Raw genomic sequence first — 26,574 nt, forward strand, 5'->3', positions numbered from 1 at the left:
AACACTCCCCATTTGGGAAGACTGGCGACCCTACGCAGGTCATAACCTGTACTTTTGCTTCGGTTTGAACCGGAGACACTATTTTAAGGGAATTGGAAGTTTAGGGATGCCCGAAATTTTCGACCCAAATCGCAATCGTTCAGTTGTTGCTGGTTTAGAACGCCTATATTCGGATGCACGGGTAAAATGCGAATATTTTTACGACCATATAGAAGTAGATGAGAAACATGGTTTAGGCTGGCTGAACAATGCGATCGTCCCGATCGTTGAAGTAGAACCAGAAGCAGGATTGGAACTAGCTATAGGAGGTGCGCTTCGTATGGAAGTCATGAGGCGCTACAACCAGTATCTGGCAGTCAGGTTAGGGGTCGAGCCGATATAGCTGGCATCACCGTGCTAAAAAAGATTTTTTTACACGATCACATGATTGCACTGCGCTCTGGTGCAATCGCTTTGAGTAGTTTGCCAGTGTACCTGTGCTATCAATTTTGATATCAAAGCCGGAAATTACAGACTTAGCATGATTAATTAACACCCGCCCACTTCCGCAAGAAGGATTTAGCTGTTCGCCGAGTGTAAACATTTATGCCCCTTCCCACTGAGGTATGATGAACGTTATTGGAAACGCGCATTATCAATAACGAAGCTGTGAGCAATTATGCTTAATGAGCCGATTTGGGAGAGCAGGGGAGCAGAGGGGCAGAGGGGCAGGGGGAGATGAGGAAATGGAAAGAGAAGCAATTAAGAACCATAAAGATTTAAGGGTTTATCAAACTGCGTTTGATGCCGCAATGAAAATATTTGAGGTGTCGAAAAGGTTTCCTGTTGAGGAACGATATTCACTAACCGACCAAATTCGTCGGTCATCACGTTCTATCTGTGCTAACTTGGCGGAGGCTTGGCGAAAGCGCAGATATGAGGGAGCATTTGTAGCAAAACTTAATGATTGTGAAGCGGAAGCGGCTGAAACTCAGACATGGATAGAGTTTGCTGTTAAATGTAATTATTTAGAGGTTAATACAGGCCGAGAACTGTATGGAATTTACAACCAAGTTTTAGGTAGTTTAGTCAACATGATTAACAACCCATCGCCCTGGCTGATGAATAAAAATTAAACATCTTCTCTCCCTCTGCTCCTCTGCCCCTCTGCTCAAGAGCTTATCTCTCCCCTGCTCCCCTGCTCCCCTGCCCCCCTGCTTATTTTTTAAGAACGCGAGTCAGCAATTATGTCAAATCCAATTTCAGGAGAGATAGTTAAGTTAGAGTTGGAGGCGTGTTTAGATGCGCCGATCGCGCGATATTTTGATGCACAGCTTGATAAAGACCCGGATGTGTTGGCCCAGTTGTTGGCAGATAAACGCAACCCTAATACTCGGCGTGCTTACGAAAAAGATTTAAGGGATTTCTTTCTGAAGATGACTTTGATGCCGCCGACTGGGGATAGTGTGCTGGAGTTTTTGCACTTGCAGCGAGAGCAGGCGGTGATGGTGGTACTGAAGTACAAGGCGAAATTGATAGCGTCGGGGGTGAGGGAGGCAACAATTAATCGGCGGTTGGCGGCGCTTAAGTCCTTGGCGAAGATGGGGCGCAAGCTTGGTGTGTGTAACTATTCCCTGGAAGACGTGGAAGGGGAGAAAGTCAAGGCTTATCGGGATACGCGGGGGGTTGATAGCAAGACGATAGCACTGGTGTTACAGCAGTTTGACCGGGAGACTTTGATTGGTAAGCGCAACAGAGCGATTTTTCTGGTGCTGTGGGGTTTGGCTTTGCGTCGTCAGGAAATATGTCAGTTAAATGTGGGTGACTTTGATTTTTATGGGCGCAAGTTGCGGGTTTTAGGAAAGGGTAAGGGGACGAATGAAGAATATTTGGATATGTCCAAAGATGTGGCGGCGGCTCTTGCTGATTGGTTAATTGCTAGGGGGGATTTGAATGCTAATTTACCAATTTTTACGGCGTTAGATTTTCATAATACTGGACATAGATTGACTACGGATGCTATCTATAAAATCGTGTCGGCGGCTTTTAAGTTCGCTGGGGTGAAGAAACCGATGTCACCGCACAGGGTCAGGCATTCGGCGATTACGGCGGCACTGGATGCGACGGATGGGAATATTAGAAAGGTGCAGAAGTTGAGCCGTCATGCTGACCCCAGGACGTTGATGATTTATGATGATAATCGCAATAAAGATTTGTGGGAGATGTCGGAGTTGTTAACGGGAATGTTGAAAGATTCTGAGTAAGGAAAAGTTATTAGTGAACCAATACCTCTCGGTTAAGGAATTGGAAGTGACTTTTACTCACGAAGTTATCATGCTTTCAGGCGTGTAACCTGCTCCATTTTTGAAAGGATTAGGGCTTAACCGATTGGAGATGATATTTCGCGGTTTGTACCATTTTAGTGTCGACACCGAACTTGCGTCTACCAAGTTTCAAGGTCTTTGGGATGATTAATGTTTCAACCCCTTGCTTAATTCTTCCCCATCTCCCCCGAAAAAATCGCTCTCAAGAAAATGGTGTACCCATTTTGGTTTCAAAGCCTTGAATTTTCTCTAAGATTGTATGATGGGTTATCTTATATCCTCACAAGGATACCCCACCAACAAATAACAGCTATGTACCTGCGCTTCTATAAAAGAAAAAAGTTGTAACTCATTTACAAGTTTTCAAAGAGGAAACAAGCTGAATGCTGTATGATATCAACCTTTCAGAAACTAAGTCTGAACGAAATCATCTTGTAACTCTTACTAATAGCAGATGAAAGCCTGTATAAATTTAAGGACTTCAAACATGAGCTACAACTTCAGAGATAATCCGAATACTCAAACAGATGACTATCTAGCAAAAGCTGCTGCCATAAATGACTTAATCTCCACCTTAACTGGTGGAATAGTTGCAGTCGTGAGTGTGCTCACTCCTATCATTATATCTTTTTTCCCAAATGTTGATTCAAATGTGAAGCTTGCTGCTTGGACAGGTGTACTGGGGACAGGAGCGGGAGCAATTATTGCTCGACAGCAGCCAAAATCTTTACAGGAAATGGCAAGCGATCGGCTTAAGCAACAATCCCAATCCTCTGAAGAAGAAAAATTCTAACCAAGAAGATTTTAAATATGGATATCAAGGGTATGAAGTATATTAACCAAGAAATCAACCAAGAAGGTCTTGACTTAATTAAACATTTCGAGGGGTTCAGTACCAGAACCTACTACTGTCAAGCAGGAGTTCTTACTATTGGCTATGGCACTACGGGGAATCGTGTAAGGCCAGGATTGGTTATCGATCAAAAAACTGCAGAGCAGTGGTTGCTAGAGGATATCAGGAAATTTGAAGATGGGGTGGAATCGCGGATTAAAGTAAAATTGGGGAGTAATCAATTTAGTGCCTTAGTCTGCTTTGCCTACAATGTAGGGCTAGGGGAAAAGGGATTTGGCGGCAGTACTCTGCTCCGAAAACTAAACAGCGGCGATTACACGGGAGCAGCAGCAGAGTTTGACAAATGGGTGAAAGCTGGGGGGAGAAGTCGACCAGGATTGGTGCGGCGCAGGAACGCGGAAAAAGATTTGTTTCTTAAGCCTGATGGTGTCCTAATCCAAGAAGCAAATAATGTTAAGCCTTTTCAGAGCAATCGCATTCGTATTACTCACCCCACTTATCTTAAACTAAAGACTCGCAGTCATGTTGAACTACAAGAGAATAAAGAGAAAGTTTCCGTTCCGAGCGGATGTGAATTTCCTGTTCTTACTCATGTCCGCGAGAACAGACATGTCAAGGTGACTTTTGGCGATAAGGGTGGGGATATTAAGTTTGCTGGGCGCAACACCTGGTATTTATGGGAAGAGCATTTTGAGTTTGTACAAACTCAAAATGCTCGTAAATCTAGTAAACCCGAGAATTTGGCAGAGCAGGTAGTACAGGCTTGTGAGGCACGAGGGTATCCTCTCCGTGAAGATGAGTGGAATCTGGTTGGAATTAGTGGTTTAGCCCCCAAACGTGATCGCACTCAAGGCTATGTCAGAGATACAACACCAGACAAGTGGAATGATTCGATTGGGGTAATTGCCAAAAATGATGGAGAGTGGGAGTTCTTGTGCTTGTATCTGGCGACAACAGAGCCTGGACGCTACTACACCACTGTCAAACTTCTGAATCCCAAAGGCTCAGCACGACTGGATTTTGGATACCATAGAGACTTGTGGAGATTCGGATTGCATCGGGGCTACGAAGCACTAGTGCAAGCAGGAACAGCACGATTAGTGCGAGATACTAACAAGAATTTCCAGCGAGATGACAAAGAATCTTTTGAGCAAGGAAATGGAGTCAACCTACATACTACTAAGACAACGGGGTGGCGTGGGAGCGCCGACATAAATACAATTGGACAGTGGAGTGCAGGTTGCAACGTGATTTTTGACTCTCAAGAGTTTAAAGATTTAATGGAGCTACTTAAGCGATCACCTCAGTACAAAACGAATTCCCGCATTTACTTTGATTATCGACTGTTGTGGCATGAATGGTTAGAGTAATAAGAGATTTGGGGTATAAACTAAACGTCTTGCTCTTACAATGTTAAACCAAGGATTTTTTATGTTGAAACAAGAAAATCTCAATGAGTAGTCTTATTACTGAAAGCCTTGCTATGCAAGGCTTTCAGACGTTATATGTCACATCGTATACGCTCGCTACTTTTAGGGTGGCAGTTATCCTATTTATAGAACGGATGAAGCTTAGTTCTGATGTTGCTGAAATGATAACTGGATCAAGAGTATAGTAATTTTTCAACAAAATTTAAAATTAGATTTGTAACTCAGTTCTAAATTTATATACAAAAATGCTTAACTTTAAACACATTTTAAATGGATAGACGTGCAGATTTTTTGTATGAAAACCTATAAATATTAACGGTAATGATATTGAATTAGATTGGATTGAACAAATCAAACATATACTTATACTTAATATTTAAATTAAATATATATTACTAAAAAAGTTTCAAATCTCTTAGGGCGAAAGATTAATAATATCCTGAGCATTCTGCTAATAACTGATATTCTGGGAAATCCTCATGCTTATCCATCCAGTTTTAATTTTAGATGATCATGAACACTGGCTAGCTCTACATGAACGACGGCTAAAAAATGCTGGAATTGATTGTCATGCCACTCAAAATTCATCTGAAGCTATTGATTGGGCGATCCAAAACAAAATTAAAGTAGCTCTCATTGATGAAATTTTGTTTGTTCCTTCTATTTCTAATTCTCAAGAAGGAGAACTGCAACGTTGGCAAGGAAAAGGTGTAATTAGAAAAATTGTAGAAGCTGGACTAATCCATACTTATTTCATATTCATTACAGATGCACCTGCTAAACGTAGTGGCTGGAATACCCCAGGATTTCTACAAGAAGTGTTTTTACAAGAAATTGCATCCTTAAGAAGGATTTCTGGCGTAATTAATGTAATTAATAAGTCAGAAATTGAATCTAGCCCAGAGGATTCGTATGCTCACCTCATTGATATTATTCAGAGGGTTAACAGAAGTGATAAAAATTCAAGTCAGCTTGTACAGACAGAATCTTGGCAGGGTAATTTTTACAAGCGTTTAGCTCTTATTCGCATTAATATCAATTTAACCCTTTTTAAAATAGGTGTAGGCAACATAGGAGTAGCCAACGTCAAGAGTAAAATTGAGGGAGACCAAATTGGACAACAGGATAACCAAGACAGACAATAATGGATAAGTTACCTGTAGAAGAAAATGGTGTACCCATTTTGGTTTCAAAGCCTTGAATTTTCTCTAAGATTGTAAGATGGGTTATCTTATATCCTCACAAGGATACCCCACCAACAAATAACAGCTATGTACCTGCACTTTTATAAAAGAAAAAAGTTGTAACTCATTTACAAGTTTTTCAAAGAGGAAACAAGCTGAATGCTGTATGATATCAACCTTTCAGAAACTAAGTCCGAACGAGAAATCATACTTGTAACCCTTATTAATAGCAGATGAAAGTTTGTGGAAATTTATAGGGATGAATACTTATGACTGAAACAAGTTGGCATATCAATAAAGTAGGTGTAATAAATGAACGTAGTATCATCCGTGAGCAAATTGGAATCCAGAATAACTACCCTCAAAAGCAAAACTTGACAGAAACTGCTTTTGAAATTCAACAACTCCTAAATTGCCTTTCTCAAGTTTACCCAATGAAAACTGATGCTCAAAAGCAGGTCATTGCTACTGAGTTCAAAAAAGAAGTTGAGCAGAAACCAGAACTGCGAGCTAGGATTATTGCTGCATTACAGTCAGGTGGCGTAGAAGCGTTAAAACAACTTTGCAATCACCCTGCGGCAGAAGTTGCGATCGCTACTTATGAAGGGTGGAGCAACCATCAATAGCTGTTACTGTACCCGATAACATTCCAAAAAAGCAAAATTGGGTTACAAGCATTAATTATCAACTTGGAATTTTTGCAATTTTGGAATACCTCTTACTCCTGCAAAAACAGATATAAGGAGCATTTTTACAAATAAAGTGCTTGTAACTGAGTTACAAGCATTATTATTGGTCATGGCCTCGAAAGCAGGCTATTGTCATAATTTGACTGAAATCATGGTGGTAGACTATTTTAGTAACTAATTTCATTGTTGAGTAAATTTTTCATAAATTTGCAAAAAGGGTTCTTCCAATGGTTTTATGGTACAGCATTAAAATCCCAGTTTTATAGAAAATATCAAAAACCTAAAATCCATCCACAGCAATGAATTCAGCCTGATATTAGGTTTTCTTTATTATTCTGTTCCATAAAAAATACTGAAGAACCAGAGTAAGTAAATTAGCAGATAGCAAATTAATTTATTTCAACAATAGAGGAGAAAAAAAATCTGGATAAGGAGGTCTACGTTTTTATGTCATTGGCAGCTAGTAAAGGTGGAATATATGCACAGTCTAGTGACCCTCTTGGCGATGATATTAGTATTGTTAGACAGTGGTTAGCTTTGGGTGACAAAAAAATTACAGGTATCCAGCTTTATCAAGATTTAGTTCTTAAATCACATCCTATGCAACTAGAATTAGGTATAGGCAATGTATGTGGGCTGAAATGTCAGCATTGCTTTTTGGGATACGAGAGCGGAGCCACAATTAGTCCGCTGATTCCTATGTCTACATTGCTAGACACAGTGACATGCATGGTTGAGAAACTTGGCACGCGTATGATCGCTGTTGTAGATAGAGACGCTCTCACACCCAATCGGTCTATACCATTTTTTGAACATATAGCAAAACTTCGTAAAACATATCCTGAAATCAAGTTTGGAGGTGTAACTAATGGATTGCTAATCGATAGATATGCTGATGATTTAGAGCGAATTAAATTAGATTACTTAGATATTTCAATGGAAGGTGTATGTGATGAAAACGATAAAATTCGGGGTAAAGGTACTTTTGATTTAGCCTTGAAAAACTTAAGAATTGCCCTAGCACGGCAGCTAGCAGAAAGAGTAATTGTTGCAACTACACTTCATCGCTTTAATGATGATTCAATTATTCGGATGATTCATCAACTAATTTTTGAAGACGGAGTGCAATGGTTTGATATTGGTATTTTGATGGCAGTCAAAATGCAGCAATATCAGCTACAACAGAGAGATATAGTTGAATTTTTAAATAGCTTATCTCAATCGCTTGTACCAGTAAAAGTTTCACAGCCAATAACAATTTTAGTGGAAATTTGTGCCTACTGTGCTGCTTTTATTCCTGCACTAATAGATAGTGGTTGGTTAATTCCAGAACAAATTCGACAAGACAAATATGGTCACCTATATCAAAATATTCATGTCAATGAATCTGTAACCATCACTCTTCGTCCAGAACTTATCCCTGAATACTGGCGACATACCTTGCGAATTTCATCTGACGGTTATGTAATTGGAGGATGTGAACCTCTAACTCAAAAAGATTACGCTCAGCTAGCTGTAGGTAATATTCAGATAGAACCTATCCAGGAGATTTACCGTAGAGTATTATCACTAGAGTCACCTTTCTATCATTCCATGCTGGCTTACAATCACTCCGAATGCCGCGAAAAAGCTTGCTTTGCTTACTGTCTGGGTGGGGATTCTTTATTAGCTAAATCGGTTTATGGTAATTACCATGTTAAAGATCCTAACTGCGTGTGGAACGAGTATAAATTTCAAAATTTATCTATGTATGCAAACAATTTTAGACTTCGTAGAAGTTAAATCAACTTCAAATTTGCTGTATATAGAGTGTCAGTTTAAAAATTTCACGTTGCATTAAACTGAGAGATTTTACGTATCTTTAATTAATAACTTTACGTAATATTACATAAACAGAAAGCAAAAAAGTAAACAATATTAAATACTTAAGTAGCAAATTTGTCTAAATTAAGTAATTCAAAAGTAAAAAAAGTATAAATTTATCATTTTTTCATTATTAAAAAGTTTATTATCTTAACAAACTTCCATAATGGGTAAACATGTGATGGCCTCTAACCCATACTTTGTTAGCTATGTTGAGAGTGTTCAAGAATCATTAGCAGTTTTTTCTATGAGAGATACAGACGCTGCGAATTACGTAATATCGAGCGGACAAACAAACATTTATAAACCAAAGTTTCTGATATTTGAAAATTTATTTAACCATGTATTTGAAGAAAATGGCAAAACTATCATCAGAAGAAAATTTGACCCCAAAGTTTCTGATAAACTACTGAGTATTCATCAACCAAAGTTATTTCTAGAGGACTTGAAAAGATTATACGAAAATGCAAAAAACATGGGTGTGGACTGGCAATCAGTTAAGTGGAAAAGTCAGGAATCAGATCAATTAAACTTGTCAGATTTAGGAGAGGAAATGAAGATTCTCTCAGAAATTTATGAAACAAGAGTACGGAATTTAAAAACTGAAGAGCTACCTTCTGAACAGGACTTACAAGATATCAAAAGAATTATTAATAAATTAATTCAGAGATATGAAATAGAATATATTCCAACAAACTTTGGAGCTAGTGCTATTATCTATGAAGCTTGGAAATTAGGACGTTTTTTTTCTTTAAATAATCAGGAAGGAAATAAAAAACTGTTCATCAGCATTCTTAATGGATTATTTATTCAAGAAAAGCGGGTACACACCGATAGTTTATTGTTGGAAATGTCTCAAAGATTGGGCTTAGAGCATTTAGCAGAAATAGAAAAGAGTTGTTTAACAAATAATAAAATTTGGACTAAAAAATTATCCGAAGATCCTCACCATAAGTGGTTTGCTTGTGTAGAACAATCTTTAATTCATAAAGTTAAATTTAGTGAAGATAAACGCAAAAATATATCAAATCGGTATTTGATACATTATCCATTGATAATTGACACATACTGGTTTGCAGGCTTAGCATACTTATATGCCAAAGACGATAGCAAAAGAATATCGAATACGTTATATAAAAAACCAGAGATTTTTGATAAAAAAAAGTATTGCAAAATTTACAACGTTATTCAAACAGTTTCCGAAACTTTAAAACTCTCTTTAAGATTTGATGCCTTATCAAAAGCTGAAGAAAAATTTCAACAGCAACTGAGTTTTGAAGATTTATTTTTAGAAACTGTGAAAGATTACTTTGTCTGCTTTAATGTGTCTAAAACAGGAGAAAAAGCCAATACATCTGCTACCAACAAGAAATTAATTTATTGCAACTACGGTATTGATATTTATGGTCCAGAATGGTTGTCAGACAAACATCAAGAATTAATTCGTCAAGAACTAGATGGTAATAGGCAAGTAGCAGGTGTGCAGATTCCTGGTTTGTACGAAGACCTACAAGCCAAGAAACATGAAAAAGAAAAAATTCAGATGCAAGGTAGAGAAGAACAATCACGTCAAATAGCGCATCAAGCAGCCGGACTAGTTGCTGAAGTTTGGGATGACCCCGTGAGGAAACAATTAGAGCCAAGAAAAAAAGCATCTCTTTGGCAACTAAAATCTCTAGTTGATATTTGGGGTAATTTTGACCTCCAACCAAATAAAAATATTTCTGAATATCCAGATCCTGATTTTCCTGAATGGGAGACTCTAACAAACCAAGAAGTATTTCAGGAATTGATTAATATTAGCTTATGTCATGCCTTGAGACGTGCAACTTATACTAGAACCTCAGAAGAAATTACTAACCCTGAGACACAAGAAGCTGATAGGAAGACAGTTGATAGGGCTATAGAAATATCGATGAGTTCAGAAAAGTCAATAGATTTGTTTAGAAATGAAGTATTTGGACTATCTACAGAAAAGGCTATTGAATGGCTAGACGGAGATTGTCCTTCTTGGCTGAGACATCGAGGTTTCGCTATCTGTTTTCATCATTGTTTTTGGCAAGCTGCATATCATGCATTTCGTGCTAAATGTGCCAATCAACCCAGCCCTTATCTTTACATTCAGGTGAATCAAAAACAAGTAATAATTAAGAATAGAAAAGAATTTAACAAAATGTTTCATGGACAACAACCAAGAGACGTGATATTTTTTGATTCTTTAACTAAGCGTATGCAGGATGTTTTCGATATCCAAGGTCCTGACTTAGATTTAAACGATGGTTTTTGGCAGACAATTATTACCAAGAATGATTATTTATGAAAAATTTGAATAAGTATAATTACATAAATCAGTGGTTAGGCTTTGTTTGGAAGCAAGACATTGGACAGAAAGTGCTTGTTGTTGTTGATGACTGTTTTAAGCTGGCTGTATCTGATGATCCTCCTAATGCACACGGTCAGGGTTTGAAAGTCCTTCTTGATAAGGTTAGTCTTTTTGATGATATCCAAGGTATCGGTTTTTTTGACTTACCTCAATCATCTCAAAAACAAGATATCGAATTAATTATTGATGCCATAAAAGCCTGGATAAATGAGTTAAACAACGAGAATATTAAGTTGTACTTATTGGTAGATTACTTTCACGGTCTACAGACTATGGAAAGTAAAGCACACGGTCTGGAGTTTGTTGATTATTGGCACAAAAACCAACCTCTATCAACTGAAAAAATTGCTCATCTAAGTATAGGTGGTGCAGGCTTAGCAAATCCTTATAATTTAGAGCGTTTTCGGAAAACAGACATTCATGGTTGTAAACAAGAGAGCAAGCCACTACCTGAAGAATTTTTGAGTTGGTTGGATGTTGATGAATCTCCTCTTTGCAGGTTATGGCGCTATTCTGAAACATGGTTTTCCAACGATAAAATCTTAGTTAAGCATAACTTTTCAGAAGTAAGTAAATTTTTATTTGATACTATAAATAGTAAGAGTATTTTTTTAGCTACTGAATACAAAAGAAAAATTTCAATTGCTTTAGGTATCAACTTACCTGACGCATGGTGGGACAACCAAGAGTCAGCAAATAATATTCATGAGTCTCTAAAGTGCCTTTGTGGTGATTTCTTCTGCGGTCAAAGTGATAGTAATGCCAAACGGCATCTTTCTGTTGGTGCTGCTTATTTAATCGCTTTGATGGCTTATAAAAAAATTTACAATAATATCAATGTATTTGTGAATGATGCTTCTGCTTGGGTGGAATGTTCCCAAGCAACAAGCCCAATTTTTGCTAACCAAGATAAAGCAACTGCACGTGATTCAGCTATGGCTCTTTATGATTTTTTTATTTGTATGTTTACTCTTAGAAGTAATGAAAACTATCATCAATATACATCCGGAAAGTCTCAAGTCAAAAGTGTATATTTTTATGAGTCAGGCAAAACACTGAAAATTCAACTTAGCTGGGATGCTCAGCGTTCATCTTCAGATCGTCAAGAATGTTTAGCTCAAACTATTTCTAAAATATTTAAGCAGGAGATGATCGGCATTCCTATATCTGCTGAAAACACCAGAAGCTCTATCCTACGTCTATGGCGTCAAATGGCAATTAGTGAAAGTGGATTTATGGGTCCAGGAGTTATCTACATGGAAGGAGACACATTGATCATTGCATCAAGGAAGTAATAAGGACAATATGCGTACAATACAACCGTCAAACCAACATAATCTGACTGTATGTGTCATTTGCAGAGATAGTAGAAGTTCACTTTGGGTAAAAGTTTTAATTAATTATTTTGCTGATGTATATGTTATTGCATCTAGTAGTGATTACAGAAAATTTAGCATTAGTGATATAGAAGGAGTGATTATTCCAGAAAGAAAATTACCTGCCTCTTTTAGTGTTATATTGTTTCATTCTAATGATGAACATATTTGGCACAATAGTCACGTAACTTCTAACTGTGTTTTTGAATTCAATACTCCTGGAACTCCTAAAGCTAAATCAGGTATACTGCCGATATTGAGGCAAACTTCACCTAATTTTGCAATTGAAGTGACAGATGTTGAAGAGATAGTTGATTATTTAAGTGGAAATAGAGAAACTTTCCCTTCAGTCTGCTATCAACCTTTAGAGCTTTTGCCTGCGATATCACTACTTTTTCATACTTATATTGCTACTCATTTGAAAAATAAAAAAGTTTCACGTTCATCTTGGTGGTTCAAAGCTTTGGCAGGTGAGAAAGGTATCCGACAAGAGTATCAAGATTTCAAAAATTTATTAAAAATTGAGTGGATAATAGCAGGTAAAAATAATATTCCTAAAACTAATATTGATACTTTAATTCAAACTATTTTTAATAGCTCTTCATCTCTACTTTGTGAGAGCGCAATCACACCAGAGGCAGTAAGCTCCGCATATCAAGATTTAGTAGATAAACTAGGTTTACAACCAACTGAATTAGCGATAAATTCAGTTCAAACATCATTCGATTTGATTATATCTATAAAAAATAGTTTGATTAGTACATCTGTAGGAACGGTTTTATCTACATTGCTTGATATACCACAATTATTTCTGGACGGAAACGAACATCGGCATAATTTGAAATCCCTCAAGCAATCTATTCTTGTTATTCCTGAAAACCAAATAGCAATCTTACCGAAACTTCGTCTTAAAGGTTTTACAGGAGCAGTTTTAGTATTATCTTCCATACCCTTTTCTATTTTAAAACAGCAACACCGAGTTCTGCGCTTTGGGTATGGTTCCCATGATAGTTGTGAAACTCCTTTAATACTTTCTACATTATTAGAAAAGGTAACAGAATTAGTGCCTTTAGAACGAGAAAATTTTCAATTGTTACAAAAGGAACTCAGGGCTGCTCAAAAGCTTCGTGACATACAAATAACCTCATGTATGGAACATATTAAGCATCTTAAAAAATTTCCTCAAGATGATAAGCAGAGAATACAAGAGATAGAAAAAACTGTGGACAAATTGCGGGCAGATGCGCGTGTAGCTTGTCATACAATTGTAACTATTGATCAAGATAGCCGACAGTTGCAACAGCATTTTCAAGTTGCACTAAATGAAATTAATATTTGTGATCACGAACATCGCCAAAAAGCAATTAATCGGTTAGAAACAGCTTTTATTCATTTAAACGAACTTTTGCAATCTACAGGTGAAAAATATTTTCCGTTTTTTTAGGAGGAAGAGTGCGTGACTGATTTTAGAGTCCTAGTGCTAGATGATGAAGAAACTTGGCTTGCACTACACGAACGTCGTCTTAACCAAGCTATGATTCTATGCCATGCAACTCAAAATGCAAAAGAAGCTATTAAGATTGCTAAGACAGACCCATCAGTTAAATTTGCTCTCATTGATGAAATTCTCTATGTCACACCAATTCCTGTAATTGAGGAACAACGGGAATTGCAGAGGTGGCAAGGTAGCGGTGTGATTCGAGAGATTGTGGCTCAGCGTCCTGATATCCAGATTATTGTGGTTACGGCTGCACCAATATCTCGCTGCGAGGACAATAACCTGTTATTTAGACGGGAAACAGCAAAACTACGGCGGCAAAAGGGAGTTATTGATATTATCCACAAATCAGATATTGCAGAAGACCCAGATGGTTCTTATAAATGGTTAATAGATTTAGTTAAAAAACCAACCTTTGCTCTTACAGCTGATGTAATCACACTAAAAGTCATGATTGGCTTGGGTTATACAAAGGAATTACACAAGGCTATGGCTGAAAAGATTGGTATAACTAGGAAGCAGCAATTTCTGCCCATAGCTCCTTTATTAAAGGAAGGCGGACACAGGATATTGGATGATTTCTGGAAAAGAGCGCAAGAAAAGTCAGTACTGGTAGAAATGCCTGGTTCTAAAAAACTTGATCGTTTGCATGGAATTAAGGCAGAGTCAAGCGCTTTTAAAATACTAGCTTTTTTGGCACAACAAATGGAAAAGCAAAATCCAGTCATTATTCGAGAGCAGGATTATCATTACTCACGACGTCAATCGAGAAAACAAACCAGCGAACCTCCAGAATACGATCCTTTGGCTGTTAAAGATTATGCCTTTGGTTATGATGAAACAGGTGGTAAACTAGGATTGCGTTCTGGAGTACAGATTGAAAGAGGTGTCAGCCAAAATTCTCCTCTTAAGGTAGCAATACACAGATTAAGTCAACAACTTAGTAAATTTAATGTAGGTACTGCAAGTCATTTGTTTAGCTATGAACTAGAGTATGGAGGATACCATCCTAATTTTGAACTAGGGATTGTTCTTTATGCAGTTGCCGATTAATATGCTTCTTTTGTTGTTAACTGGATGCCTAAGCCAAGAAGTTACCACCCTGACTCGGCTACAAAACCGTGCATGAAAAAATAATCGGTTTGTTTCGGCCGAGACATAGCCCCGTAGCTCTTTCTTATCGCTCATGGCTTGTAACGCACTTCCACCTAATTGTGCCACAGCATAAATTAAATTAGCATATTATTCGTTGATGCGTAATAGTACTAACATAAGAGCAATTAGCGATCGCCTAAAGGTTGAACGTAGCCATCGCTAATTTAATCTTCGTTTTCAAACGCAGATAAGAGCGAGAATGGCAAACATCCAGGATTTTCCCTACTCCATGCCTCGGCTTCTGCAACGAGTACAGGACATTTTGAATCAAGGTAAAATTGCATCTTGACTGTCTGTTTTAAGTGCGATCGCTCTTGAAAACTCAGTAACCGTCGTGTAATCAAGCAGTATTTCTTTACTGCTTTTTTAGCTTCAGATAACGCCTGTAACTGCAACTTGGTTATCTCCTTCAGTTCTACCAGCTCGTTGGTGACAATTTCTTTCTTATCGACAGTGGATATCCCATGTTCGCACTTCAGACCCACAGTCACATCTGGCCACTGTTCCTCTAATGATTTAGAATCTGCATCTTGAACACTAATAGGGCTGTTTAATAAGTTTTGCTTATCTAGTTTTAACGAGGTGCTGGGAGTAAAAAGGTATTTAAAATCCTGATCAGAATTATTTTGATTTAATAATTTAATATTTAAAGGAGCTGATAAATCATTCAATCGGTTGTTATGGCTACTGGAAGTTTTTAAGGAATTCAAAGCTTTAGGATTTACAAATTCAGGGTCTGGATTTGCAGTTTGTGAATTTACAGATTCAGGGTGAGAAAATGAAACAATATCTGACTGCTGCACAGTCTCAGAAGTCCCAAAATCAGTAGCGCAAAAAGAATAAACTACTGGCAGCCAGCCTCTGCGGGCTGGTGCCAGTAGAAGAGGTTCAAATACCTTCATTAAGGGGGAATACCCGTAACCGTCGATTTGGCAAGGGTTTTGGTGTTTTGATTTTTGTTGTTGGCTCGTTTCTTTGTCTAAATACCCGTAACTTTCTATTTGACAAGGGTTTGAGCTATTTTCTGCCCAGGGGTCTTCTATATACCAGTTGGGATGCCATAGGTTTAAATTTTTCTGCATTGTCTCCATACTTGGGGACTGATTAAACTGTCGTTTACACTCGGCAATAATCTGTTGCGCTCTGGCTTTGACTCCGGCGGCTAATCCTGTTTCTCTTTCGATGGCTTTTACTGCCGTGCTAATACGTTGTTGCGCTTGTTGACTGCGCTCTCTACTCTGTTGTCTGCGGCGGTCAATGGGGATGATGTTGTTTAGTGGTTTATGACTCTTTTTGGTACCTGCTATTACTTCTGCATAGGTGTTGCTATATGTTTTTAGCCGCCGTTGGGGATAACTGGGATATGGTGTGTAATATTCGTGCCTGATTGTACACTCTACCCAATCTCTTACTTTGGCTTCGATTTCATGTTGATGTTGGCAATATTGGCTGTAACCAGGGGCTGATGTGGCTGTGTTTACTGCGTACTTAACTAAGTTTTCTCCCTCTAATTCCAGAAATACTATGCCGTAATTTACGAAGATTGGTAATAATGTGTTTGTCTGTCCGGTTGCTGTCCACCCTGTGGCGATGATTGCTTCCCATTCACTACGCCATGCGTCTATTTTGCTGGTTTTTTGTTTGTCATATTTTGGTTTATGACGCTTTCTGGCTTTTTGACAGAATCTTTTGAGCTTGGTTAAGTCTTGGCGGCGTGCTGCGTGTTCGCAATGGGCTAGGAAGATGGCTACGTTGTTGCTGATGGGTTGTAGGTCATCATCTAGTAATAATGCTCCGCTTCCTGGCTGCATTGGGCAACGGATGGCGTTGTAGTTGGTGATTTCTGTTTTACTGTAGGATTTGACGTTGGGGAAGATTTCTAGGTGTCCTGGCTTTGGAATCAATCCTACACTTTTTAATTTCTGTTCTAGGGCGCAAGCTAGGTTGAAGGTGGGTAATTTTTCATCAAACACCAGTATCAGGTGGTAGCCGCCGCTCCAGCTTGATTGAATGGGTACTATGCTGACTATGCCAATATCTTCCAGGGCTGATTTGATGTGCTTGATGGATTCTGGATTATGGTATTTTCCTCCTTTGTCTAGGTCGATGATGGCGAAGTAGGTGGTGGTATCAAAGCGGATGCCTACTAATTGCTTTTCGTCTTGGTGCCATCTCCACAGTTGCGATGGGTGGAGGTAATAATCAATTGTTCGCCACTTTGGTTTGGAAGCAGACAAAGGTTTGTTATCTGAGGGTTGCTCCTGTGCCTTTGCTACAGCTAATTCCTGTGGTGGCAATTCCTGCTTATCGGGTAATTCGCTAACTATGGCTTTAAATGGATGCCAAAACAATTTAACGTATCGCTTCCCCAGCAAGTCTGGGGGCAAGTGAGGTTTGGTTTTCCTCTTGAAGTTTTTTAATGGCTTTAAACTTAATAAATCCGAATCTTGAGCAAATTGGTTTTGGTTATCTGAAATGGACATGAAGCTACCCTGATGTAATTGGTGAACATCAGGTAGTCAGCTAGTTATTTTTGGCTAAACAGAGACTAATAACCTAGAACGAAAATAATGTTAATAATTTTAAGTTGGTTGGATGGTTTACCCAACTTACTGAGACGATTACCGTCGTCTTGCGATCGCTGGATTGGCGTTTTGGTAGCATCCATGTAGAAACTTACGCTATGACAAACTTTGCTTAAAAGAGAACCTGGCTAGCAGTTTTTGAATGAGCTAAAACCCTTATTCTCTCGTTAAAAGGTTATTTGACTTTACCTAAATACAAACTCTAGGCAATGTTTAACGATTCCTAGACAGCTTGTTATGTCTGCTTTCTAGCCTTAGCTAAGTTTCTGTACGATTGCTACGAAAACGCCCATTCTAGGCTTTTAGTCTTGACTGTTGAGACAAGCACCTAGTAGACTACCCAACTTTTTTTGGGAGTTGCAACGCTCTTTGAGAAGTCAAAAGTGGTGAATTCGTTAAATAGGGCATATTTCCTCCAATTTTGGGTTATTCAGGCGTTTGGAGGAGGTTTTCCGCGTTTGCGCGCAACTTACTACATCAGCTTGCCATTAAAATCTAATTTCAGTATTTTTTAGATTTTTTTAAAATATTGGCAATTTTTAGACTAAAAGATGCACAACTGCACACAACTTGTTATAAGATGTGTGTAGCACAAAGCGGAGCTATCTCTTGCTAAAACTCAAACAGTGGTTTCTAGCTTCCCCAAGCCTCACTGTCTAGGTTCTTTGAGATATAACCTCTCCGTTGGAATATTTAATTAGTAGGGCAGAATTCGCTATTTTTAGCGTTTCTGCCCTCTAATAATTTTCGTGCATATACAACCCCCTGTGTATACTATTTTTTACAAGAGCGTGGATCATAATGATGAGCGCAAGCAAAGTTGACTAGTAACACGATTTACCTGTCAGTTATCTGGTTGTGCTTTAAACAAAACCAATGCAACCATCATACTATTGCCTGGAAGCTAAGAAACCATAAAATTGTATTCTTTCATCATTCCAAACCCCACTTCAGTGACACCTGATTCAACATATTAGCCACATTGCCCAATAATTCTCCTTTTTTACTTGAGCATACAGATTCCCAGAAATTATGAAGCAAAGAGTACACTATGTCAAGAAAGTTTCATACAACTATGAAGATGTCACATATGAAGATGTCACATATGAATTAAAGTTGGATGACACAAGCATTGACTTGCAGTTGAGTTCAAGTAGCTAGGTAAAAATGTGGGAAGCTATAGTTTTACGCCAGATCATGTCTGAGTTCAATATCTCCGGTGCTGAACTGTCACGGCAATCGGGGGTATCCTACCAACAGATCAGCAAGTTTCGAGGTGGTAATGAAATATCTCGGGCCAATTTTGTCAAAATTGTCAATGCTCTCCCAGAAAAAGCTAGGCTTTGGTACTTGAGTTTGGTATTTAACGTAAATGCCGATCTGGAATCAAAGTTTCAACTGACTGTGCTTGAAACAAAGTGTCTGATACAAGAACTAGCACAAACACTTCAGATTGAAATGAAGGAATCACCACCCAAATCTTCAGCAGATAACATAGCTGCTGTTAGGGTACAAATTGATGAGTTAAAGGAAATGCTTTCTCAGCGTCAAACTGATAATATATCCGAAAATGTTGAATAGAAAGTACTAGGAATCAGACAAAATTACCTTAAAAATGTTCAATTCCTGTGGAAGTTACTACAAGTGTTTGAAGTAAGCTTTCACTCCTGCTATATAGAGAGTAGCGTCAACTTTTATCCCTACATAGTACTTTGTAACTTAGCAATTAATTGTTGACGCTCACCCTGAGTCAGATGTATTGCCATCTGAAGCAAATCATCCACCTCCAAATTCAAAGGTAACTTTTTGCCCTGCTGCTCAGAAGGAGTAAATAAATGTTGAGCGATCGCTTCTTCAATCGGTTGACGTTTTTCTAGGGGAGTACAACGTTCATACATATCTCGCAGCGTCTTGAGAGAATGACCCATAGCATAAGCCAACGAACCCAACTCAGAGTCGGATAAACCGACCTGAAGACCCCAAGTAGCCCAAACATAACGCATAATATGGGGAGAAATCCGCTTTTTAATCAGACGGAAAGAGCTAGTTTCAAAGACTTGAGAAAAAGACGAACCAGTATTGGGCAGACCAGACTTTGGTGCCACAAATACATATCCCCAAGTCCAAATTGGCGAGTGACCATCCCTAGGTATCGAACAAAAATCATGGGGTTCAAAATTAATTCTGCCACTACTTAACCAGCGACCACGACGACCTTGCAACTCTGGTTGCCACCAATCATAAACCTGTTGATTGTTATACCCTTGTGAAATCCACCATCCATATAAGAAACGCTCAATGTAATCGTAGAAACAATGACCATCCTCAAATTTGAGATTAGGGAGAATAATTGATTGCTTACCGTAGGTTTTTTTAGTTTTATATTTCCTTGTATCTATCACCCAAATCCCTTGTGGATAGTAATGATTTTCATGCTGATACGTAAAATAAAGGTAATTATCGATAACCATACCGTTATATTTACGTTCTCTTTGATGATCTGGAGGTAAAGGTTGGTACAGACCATCCGGTGGTATATCTTCAGGTCGTTCGATGGGACAAGACAGGGCAATTTTTAATTCTCGGTATTCTTCTTGGCGGCGCGCTGGCAAATAAGATAACAATGCCCACTTGAGATAGCATTGAAAACTGCGGACAATTGACCAGCTAGGACGGAAATCGCCACGCTTATTCCTGGGTCTGCACTCAAGACGTAACGGTTCAACAACTTTGTCTTGAAGAAATTTTAGTGCTGTCTGTCCTACAGGAACATTAGGCCATCTTTTACTCCAATCAGAAACAGATTGTCTACTACTACGCCATTCTTCTAACTCGGCGGCGATGGCGTTGGAATAATAAGCAATTGTACTAAAAATAGGGATAAGTTGATAATCAGCATCATTTTCAACTTGATGTGCATAGAGAAATTTAGCCAAAGCTAAAATGGCAGTAATTTTGCCCATACGTGTAAATGGGCTAACAGCCGAGTTAAAATTTCTCAGAAATTGAAAATAATGACACACAAGTTGCTCAAGAGCAGTTTTACTTTGATGCCATAATTTCTTTTGCTGTAAAGGAGTCAAATTTTCTAACTGTTCTTCAGAGATGAAGCTCACAATTGATTCTAAGCTCAACTCATGCACTGGCACATTTTGAAAGCGATGTAAAAATCCCAAAAGCAGCCGAATGTTTTTCAGATATTCATTAGCAGTTGATTTCTCAACAGGCTTGATGATTCTGCCCGGATATTCGGGGTCGGTCAAATATGACTTAAATTGCCTTAGTTGTTGTTGGAGATGTGGTGACATCTCTTGATATTTGAGCGCATATTGGCGATAAATAGCTTTACGGTTTGTCAGTTTAAAATCTGCCAAAGCACCATTTTGATTTTTCATAGAAGGGGTGCATTCCTCCTGAAACTTAGCCCCACGAGAACCAGTCCACCAAGGACGTTCTGCGACCCTAGTTAAAAATTGTTCAAGGCGACTGCCATAAGTATTACGACTAGCCTGGGATACATTGTTTTTTTCAAATGATTTTTGAAGATTCTGTCGTAATTTCAGTAAATCCTTAATTTTCAGAGTTTTCAGAAATTGTTCAGCCTTTTTAATGTCATCAGCAGTCATCTTCCGTCCTGAATAAGTTCTTTGGAAGCCAAATTCAGAGAGTGCGTGATGGAAGATAGCAGTACGTAATTCATTAATGATTCTTTGTGCTTTTTCTCCCTCATTCATTCTCAAATATTCTTCATCCTCTTGTAGAACTTCCCATACATTATTTGGTTTGTCCATAATAAATATCTCCAGATATTATTTCTAAAAAGATGAGTTAAACTAGGTAATATTTAAGAGCTATATAGAATCGATATCTGCTTTTTGATGATTAGCATTATATATTGATATTTATTAATAAACAGCCTTGACGTAGTAGAATTAACGCTTTTTTTCTCAAAGATGAGTCATTTATATATAAAACCTGAAAATATGACATAGTAAAGGTTTAAGGTAGATTCAAACAGGTTTTATATAATAAATAAATTCTCATTCTTCAATAAATACTTGGTATTAAATAAATCCTAAACGTCTATGCCTTATCATTTATTAAGCAAATATCAAATCCTAAAACTCTTGAGATTTGGTTTTCCGAAAATATGCAGCTATTATTTAATAGCTCAGGGTAATCAAGAAGTGTCAAACATGAGTCATACCGAAGAATTATTAGCCTAAGCATCTATATCTTGGAGGCGGATAATAGACCTACCTATCCGCTCTAAAAATTCACTGCGAGAAATCATATAATCACGGCTGATTTTGTCTATTCCTGCTAAGGCCGTAGGGGTTAAGCTAACAGAAACAATTTTTTTGAGTTCATCATATGTTTCTGGTTGACCGCGCATTGACTTCAAACCTGGGCGAACAATTTTGTTTTCTCGTGGCTCACGTTGTCTAAAGTTTTGATTGTTAGCTTGACCCCGATTATTTTTCCTTCCTCTTGGCATAACTTCTCTTCATTATTCAACAGGTTTCATTATGAAGTACTTGATAGCTATCGCTATAAAAACGCAAAAAGCCACACATCCATATGGTTGGTGGCTCGGTTTGGAGCTTCTAAAATAAATTTTTTGCTCTGTAATATGGTCTATTATATTAAGTTTTTACTTAATGGCAAGGCTAGATTGACTAAATGATATTTATCAGCAAATTATTCCTTATATATGTCTATACAAATGTCTAGATGATTTTTGTTTTATAAAAAATCTCAATAAATCTTCGTGTAGAAAATAATATCAACCCCTATCTGCCGAAAATCTGGATTAGTCAACTTAATGATTGTCATAGCCTTAAATATTTGGCTAGATTTCTGAAAAACGAATCCTCAGCAATCAAGCATTCTTGATTGTACATTACGTAATAATCTGTTAAAAAGATATTAAGCAAGTAGTCATATACACCGTAAGGCTCTCAGGAGAAAGACTGACACAATGTTAGTATCACCAAACTTTGGATTTCTAAAAATCCATGACCCGCAACTGGTGCGACTGGGAGCTTTAGCAGAAAGATATTTTACTGATGACCCTAACACCTGCCTCATCAAACTGCGTCAGTTTGGTGAACTCCTAGCGCAACTGATAGCCGCGCAGGTGGGGATGTACGACTATGAAGCACGGCAAATTGATTTGATGCGTCGCTTGCGGGATAAAGGCATCCTCAAAGGTAAAGTATATGACTTGTTTGACCAATTACGTCTAGTTGGCAATGATGCCACACACGCCTTTGCAGATGACCAAAGAACTGCCCTCAGTAACCTAAAATATGCACGTCAACTAGGAATATGGTTTCATCGGGTTAATACCAAAAATCCCGATTTTAACCCTGGCCCTTTTATTCCACCTCAAGACCCAGCCAGAGAAACCCAAGCACTCCAACAAGAATTAGCACAGTTACGGACTGAGTTACAAGCCAGTCGTACCGCCGCAGAACTCGCACAAATTGCCGCAGAACAGGAAGCACAGCGTCGCATATCTGCCCAAGAACTAGCTAAAGAAGCAGAAGCACAAAAACAAACAGCTTTAGATCACCTTGCGGCAATTCAAGCTATAGCCCAAACTCAATCAGTACAAACAATTCAAGAAACCATCCAGCGATCGCAACAAGCAGGGGAAAATATTGACCTGGATGAACGGGAAACCCGCCGCCTCATCGATGCTCAACTACGGGCAGCTGGTTGGGAGGTAGACTCAGAACAGCTTACTTATAGTAATGGCATTCGTCCCCAAAAGGCGAAAAATTTAGCGATCGCAGAATGGCCTACAAATGATGGACGCGCTGATTATGTTTTCTTTGTTGGACTTCAGGTAATGGCTGTAGTCGAAGCTAAACGCAAAAGAACTGATGTTTATGCTGCCATTGACCAAGCCAAGCGTTATAGTCGCGGCTACAAAATTCAAGGTAATGAAATCCTACCCGGTGGCCCCTGGGGTGAATATCAAGTCCCCTTTGTCTTCGCCACCAACGGACGGGAATTTTTACGACAGTTGCAAACCAAAAGCGGTATATGGTTCTGTGATGTCCGCCGTCCTGAAAATATCCGCCGTCCCCTGACCACTTGGTACAAACCAGAAGCTTTTATTGATGCCCTTAACCAAGACTTTGATAAAGCACATGAACTGCTTGCCGAAGAAGGCTTTAACTATAACTTGCAACTGCGTGATTACCAAATTAAAGCCATTCAAACAGTTGAAGCCAGATTAGCCCAAGGTGCAAGGGAACTATTACTGGCAATGGCAACGGGGACAGGTAAAACTAAAACCTGCCTTATCCTGGTTTATCGTCTCCTTAAAACCAAACGTTTCCGCCGTGTTCTTTTTCTGGTAGACCGCACAGCATTAGGAGAACAAACAGGTAATGTTTTTAAAGAAACACGAGTAGAAAATCTCCAAACTTTTGCTGACATCTTTGATATCAAAGAATTAGGTGAAGCAATACTAGATAGAGATACTAAAGTTCACATTGACACTGTGCAAGCATTTGTCAAACGTATCCTTTACCCAGGCGATAACACAGATATTCCCACGGCTGACCAGTATGATTGCATTGTCGTGGATGAATGCCACAGAGGATATTTACTAGATAGGGAATTAAGCGATTCAGAACTTACCTTCCGCGACTTTAACGATTACATTTCTAAATATCGCCGCGTTCTCGACCATTTTGATGCAGTAAAAATTGGACTAACCGCCACTCCAGCACTGCATACTACTCAAATATTTGGTCAACCTGTTTACCAATATACTTACAAAGAAGCGGTCATTGACGGCCACCTCATCGACTGTGAACCCCCCATCCGCATAGTTACAGCCCTTAGTGAAGATGGCATGATGTGGCAGCCAGGGGAAGAAATGGAATATTTTGACCCCATCACAGGCACAATTAATTTAGTTCATGCCCCGGATGAAGTCAAACTTGAGGTAGAACAGTTTAATCGGCAAGTTATTACCGAGGAATTTAATCGAGTCATCTGTGAATTTTTAGCAGCAAATATTGACCCATCACTGCCAGGAAAAACTTTAATATTTTGTGTGAAAGATGATCATGCTGATATTGTTGTTAACTTATTAAAACAAGCCTTGATTGACCAGTATGGCAGTGTGGAAGATGATGCAGTTATCAAAATTACTGGCAAGGCTGATAAACCATTACAATTAATCCGCCGCTTTAAAAACGAAGCTAATCCGAAAATTGCAGTCACAGTAGACTTATTAACCACTGGCATTGATGTCCCAGAAATCTGCAACTTAGTATTTATTCGGCGGGTGAACTCGCGCATCCTTTACGAACAAATGTTAGGACGGGCAACCCGACGCTGTGATGAGATTAAAAAAGAAGTTTTCTACATTTATGATGCTGTGAATTTATATGCAGCCCTGTCTCCTCTCTCCACGATGAAACCAGTGGCGGTTAATCCCAAGATTTCGTTTACCCAATTGGTGGAAGAATTAAATACAGTCAATGACAGCACTGCTGCGGCTACCATTGTTGACCAACTTTTAGCCAAACTGCAACGCCAGCAGAGGAAGTTAGGGGATAGCAACCGAGATAGTATTGAAGCCGCAGCCGGGATGCCAATGGCAGATATGATTAACCACCTGCGCCAAAGTGACCCCCAACAACTCAAGGAATGGTTTAAGCAACGGGCAAGCATCGCACAAATGTTAGATGCTAGAGATGGTGGTAGACAACCGATACTAATTTCTCATCATGCTGATGAACTGCGACGGGTAGAAAGGGGTTATGGTAATGCCCAAAAACCTGAAGATTATTTAGATAGTTTTGGGGCTTATTTACGGGAGAACATTAATAAGATTCCAGCTTTGATAGTTGTAACTACCCGTCCCCGTGAATTGACTAGGGCGCAGTTAAAGGAATTGCGGTTGATGCTTGACCTTGCTGGATATTCAGAAAAAACATTGCAGGTAGCATGGCGAGAAATGACCAATGCTGATATTGCTGCTTCAATAATTGGGTTTATCCGTCAAGCCACATTGGGGGATGCTTTAGTTCCCTATGAAGAAAGGGTGGACAAGGCAATGAAGAAAATCTTGGCTTCTCAAAATTGGACACCACCCCAGCGCAAATGGTTAGAACGCATTGGTAAGCAATTGAAGGTAGAAACTATTGTGGATAGGGAAGCTTTAGACCAAGGGGAATTTAAAACCCAAGGTGGTGGATTTGTCAGATTAAATAGGGCGTTTAATGGGCAGTTAGAAGATATTTTAGTGCAGATTAATGAAGCACTATGGCAGAATGCGGGATAATTGAATATCTGTTAATTTTTAATTAACTAACGCTTTGAATTTTTAATGCTAAATCAATGATAAATTTTAACAAGAATTTAGCATCTTGTTCTGTAAAATTATTGTTGAACTTATGAGTGATTTGAAAATTCCCATCACCTAAAACAACTGCATAAGGTAATACTTTTATAAAGTGATTGTATTCTTTGACAGATACACCACAAAGGTTAATTATGCTGATTTCTCTTAGCCTATTCATATAATCAGACATATATTGAAATACGTTTCTGACGTGAGAACTACTCTGTCTATCAAAAAAACTAGCTACATTTACTATGTTTTTATCAACTTCAGGAATTAAAAACCTAATTTTGTAAAAAAGTATTGCCTTAGCCCTAGCAATTTCAGCTACACAAGCGTTATAATCCTTAATATTTAAATTTTTCTCAGCTTGTTTGATTAACGACCTAACTTCATCCGATCTAATTAACTCGGACATTGATATATCATCAAAATTATTTTTGAAGTACAACTCAACAATTGTTATTAAATAATTTTCGGCATAACCACGAAATTTATTAGCCTGCGAGATATCTGGTAAGATGCCGTAGTGTTTGAAATTGACTCTTGCTTTATTTAGCTCTAAAATTTTAGCTTGTAGTGGAAGTTTAATAGATAGCTTGTTTTCCAATTCCTGGTGAACCTTATTTAAAAGCGATGTAAAAGATTCATTTTCTTTTACATCAATACCTAACTCTTTGGTGACTAACCATATTATACTTTCAACAGAATCTTGAAACAGGGATATTGCAAGACCCGCAGAGATAGGGTCATTTTGCAAAGAATACTTTTCCCCTTCTTGAAACAATCGTTTGCTTAGTAATAATTGTTCAATCATGTCTTTGCTTACTATATAAGTAGTATATGGCTAAAAATGTTTTAAATAGCTCAATTAGACTATA

The 26,574-nt window shown here is 38.4% G+C and carries 18 protein-coding genes; 14 read left to right on the forward strand and 4 right to left on the reverse strand.

What is annotated here, in order from left to right; translation table 11 throughout:
• The 12 genes from H6G14_RS24835 to H6G14_RS24890 all read left to right on the forward strand — a co-directional run.
• The coding region (locus H6G14_RS24835; RefSeq protein WP_190570566.1) for an iron-containing redox enzyme family protein at positions 1 to 382 on the forward strand (382 nt) is incomplete at its 5' end.
• 343 nt (positions 383 to 725) lie between these two features.
• Positions 726 to 1,115 carry a four helix bundle protein gene (locus H6G14_RS24840; protein ID WP_190570631.1) on the forward strand — a complete coding sequence of 130 codons (390 nt, stop codon included), beginning with the start codon at positions 726 to 728 and terminating at the stop codon, positions 1,113 to 1,115.
• Between the two features lie 111 nt (positions 1,116 to 1,226).
• Positions 1,227 to 2,243 carry a tyrosine-type recombinase/integrase gene (locus H6G14_RS24845; protein WP_190570568.1) on the forward strand — a complete coding sequence of 339 codons (1,017 nt, stop codon included), beginning with the start codon at positions 1,227 to 1,229 and terminating at the stop codon, positions 2,241 to 2,243.
• 547 nt (positions 2,244 to 2,790) lie between these two features.
• Positions 2,791 to 3,096, forward strand: a complete 306-nt coding sequence (locus H6G14_RS24850; RefSeq protein WP_190570570.1) for a hypothetical protein — start codon at positions 2,791 to 2,793, stop codon at positions 3,094 to 3,096.
• 32 nt (positions 3,097 to 3,128) lie between these two features.
• Positions 3,129 to 4,526: a lysozyme gene (locus H6G14_RS24855; protein ID WP_190570572.1), complete on the forward strand. Its 1,398-nt coding sequence runs from the start codon at positions 3,129 to 3,131 to the stop codon at positions 4,524 to 4,526.
• 539 nt (positions 4,527 to 5,065) lie between these two features.
• The gene (locus H6G14_RS24860; RefSeq protein WP_190570574.1) at positions 5,066 to 5,731 is read left to right on the forward strand and encodes a response regulator; all 666 of its coding nucleotides are present in this window, start codon (positions 5,066 to 5,068) and stop codon (positions 5,729 to 5,731) included.
• A 308-nt stretch (positions 5,732 to 6,039) separates the two neighbouring features.
• Positions 6,040 to 6,396 (forward strand): hypothetical protein, encoded by a 357-nt coding sequence (locus H6G14_RS24865; RefSeq protein WP_190570576.1) that lies wholly within the window; start codon positions 6,040 to 6,042, stop codon positions 6,394 to 6,396.
• A 510-nt stretch (positions 6,397 to 6,906) separates the two neighbouring features.
• Positions 6,907 to 8,241 (forward strand): radical SAM protein, encoded by a 1,335-nt coding sequence (locus H6G14_RS24870; protein ID WP_190570578.1) that lies wholly within the window; start codon positions 6,907 to 6,909, stop codon positions 8,239 to 8,241.
• Positions 8,242 to 8,488: 247 nt separating this feature from the next.
• Positions 8,489 to 10,642 (forward strand): hypothetical protein, encoded by a 2,154-nt coding sequence (locus tag H6G14_RS24875; RefSeq protein ID WP_190570580.1) that lies wholly within the window; start codon positions 8,489 to 8,491, stop codon positions 10,640 to 10,642.
• Positions 10,639 to 12,000 (forward strand): hypothetical protein, encoded by a 1,362-nt coding sequence (locus tag H6G14_RS24880; protein ID WP_190570582.1) that lies wholly within the window; start codon positions 10,639 to 10,641, stop codon positions 11,998 to 12,000. Before H6G14_RS24875 ends, H6G14_RS24880 begins: the two co-directional genes overlap by 4 nt.
• 10 nt (positions 12,001 to 12,010) lie before the next feature.
• On the forward strand, positions 12,011 to 13,525 hold the full coding sequence (locus H6G14_RS24885) for a hypothetical protein (protein ID WP_190570584.1): 1,515 nt from the start codon (positions 12,011 to 12,013) through the stop codon (positions 13,523 to 13,525).
• 12 nt (positions 13,526 to 13,537) lie between these two features.
• Positions 13,538 to 14,632 carry a response regulator gene (locus H6G14_RS24890; RefSeq protein WP_190570586.1) on the forward strand — a complete coding sequence of 365 codons (1,095 nt, stop codon included), beginning with the start codon at positions 13,538 to 13,540 and terminating at the stop codon, positions 14,630 to 14,632.
• 266 nt (positions 14,633 to 14,898) lie between these two features.
• Here the strand turns inward: H6G14_RS24890 and H6G14_RS24895 are convergent, their stop codons facing one another.
• The gene (locus H6G14_RS24895) at positions 14,899 to 17,217 is read right to left on the reverse strand and encodes a hypothetical protein (protein WP_190570588.1); all 2,319 of its coding nucleotides are present in this window, start codon (positions 17,215 to 17,217) and stop codon (positions 14,899 to 14,901) included.
• Positions 17,218 to 18,486: 1,269 nt separating this feature from the next.
• Here H6G14_RS24895 and H6G14_RS24900 point away from each other — a divergent pair.
• Positions 18,487 to 18,900 carry a helix-turn-helix domain-containing protein gene (locus H6G14_RS24900; RefSeq protein WP_190570590.1) on the forward strand — a complete coding sequence of 138 codons (414 nt, stop codon included), beginning with the start codon at positions 18,487 to 18,489 and terminating at the stop codon, positions 18,898 to 18,900.
• Positions 18,901 to 19,019: 119 nt separating this feature from the next.
• Here H6G14_RS24900 and H6G14_RS24905 read toward each other — a convergent pair whose 3' ends face one another.
• Together H6G14_RS24905 and H6G14_RS24910 are read right to left on the reverse strand one after the other, a co-directional pair.
• On the reverse strand, positions 19,020 to 21,110 hold the full coding sequence (locus tag H6G14_RS24905) for a hypothetical protein (RefSeq protein ID WP_190570591.1): 2,091 nt from the start codon (positions 21,108 to 21,110) through the stop codon (positions 19,020 to 19,022).
• 431 nt (positions 21,111 to 21,541) lie between these two features.
• Entirely contained in the window at positions 21,542 to 21,817 is a 276-nt protein-coding gene (locus tag H6G14_RS24910) for a hypothetical protein (protein WP_190570592.1), read from the reverse strand.
• A 483-nt stretch (positions 21,818 to 22,300) separates the two neighbouring features.
• Here H6G14_RS24910 and hsdR point away from each other — a divergent pair, with 483 nt between their 5' ends.
• Positions 22,301 to 25,633, forward strand: coding sequence for a type I restriction-modification system endonuclease (gene hsdR, locus H6G14_RS24915; RefSeq protein ID WP_190570594.1), 3,333 nt, complete (start codon positions 22,301 to 22,303; stop codon positions 25,631 to 25,633).
• Positions 25,634 to 25,655: 22 nt separating this feature from the next.
• On the opposite strand, the gene H6G14_RS24920 is transcribed toward hsdR, so the two are convergent.
• The gene (locus H6G14_RS24920; RefSeq protein WP_190570596.1) at positions 25,656 to 26,510 is read right to left on the reverse strand and encodes a hypothetical protein; all 855 of its coding nucleotides are present in this window, start codon (positions 26,508 to 26,510) and stop codon (positions 25,656 to 25,658) included.
• Between the last annotated feature and the right edge of the window lie 64 nt (positions 26,511 to 26,574).

The organism is Nostoc parmelioides FACHB-3921, from assembly GCF_014696625.1.
Lineage (GTDB): Bacteria > Cyanobacteriota > Cyanobacteriia > Cyanobacteriales > Nostocaceae > Trichormus > Trichormus parmelioides.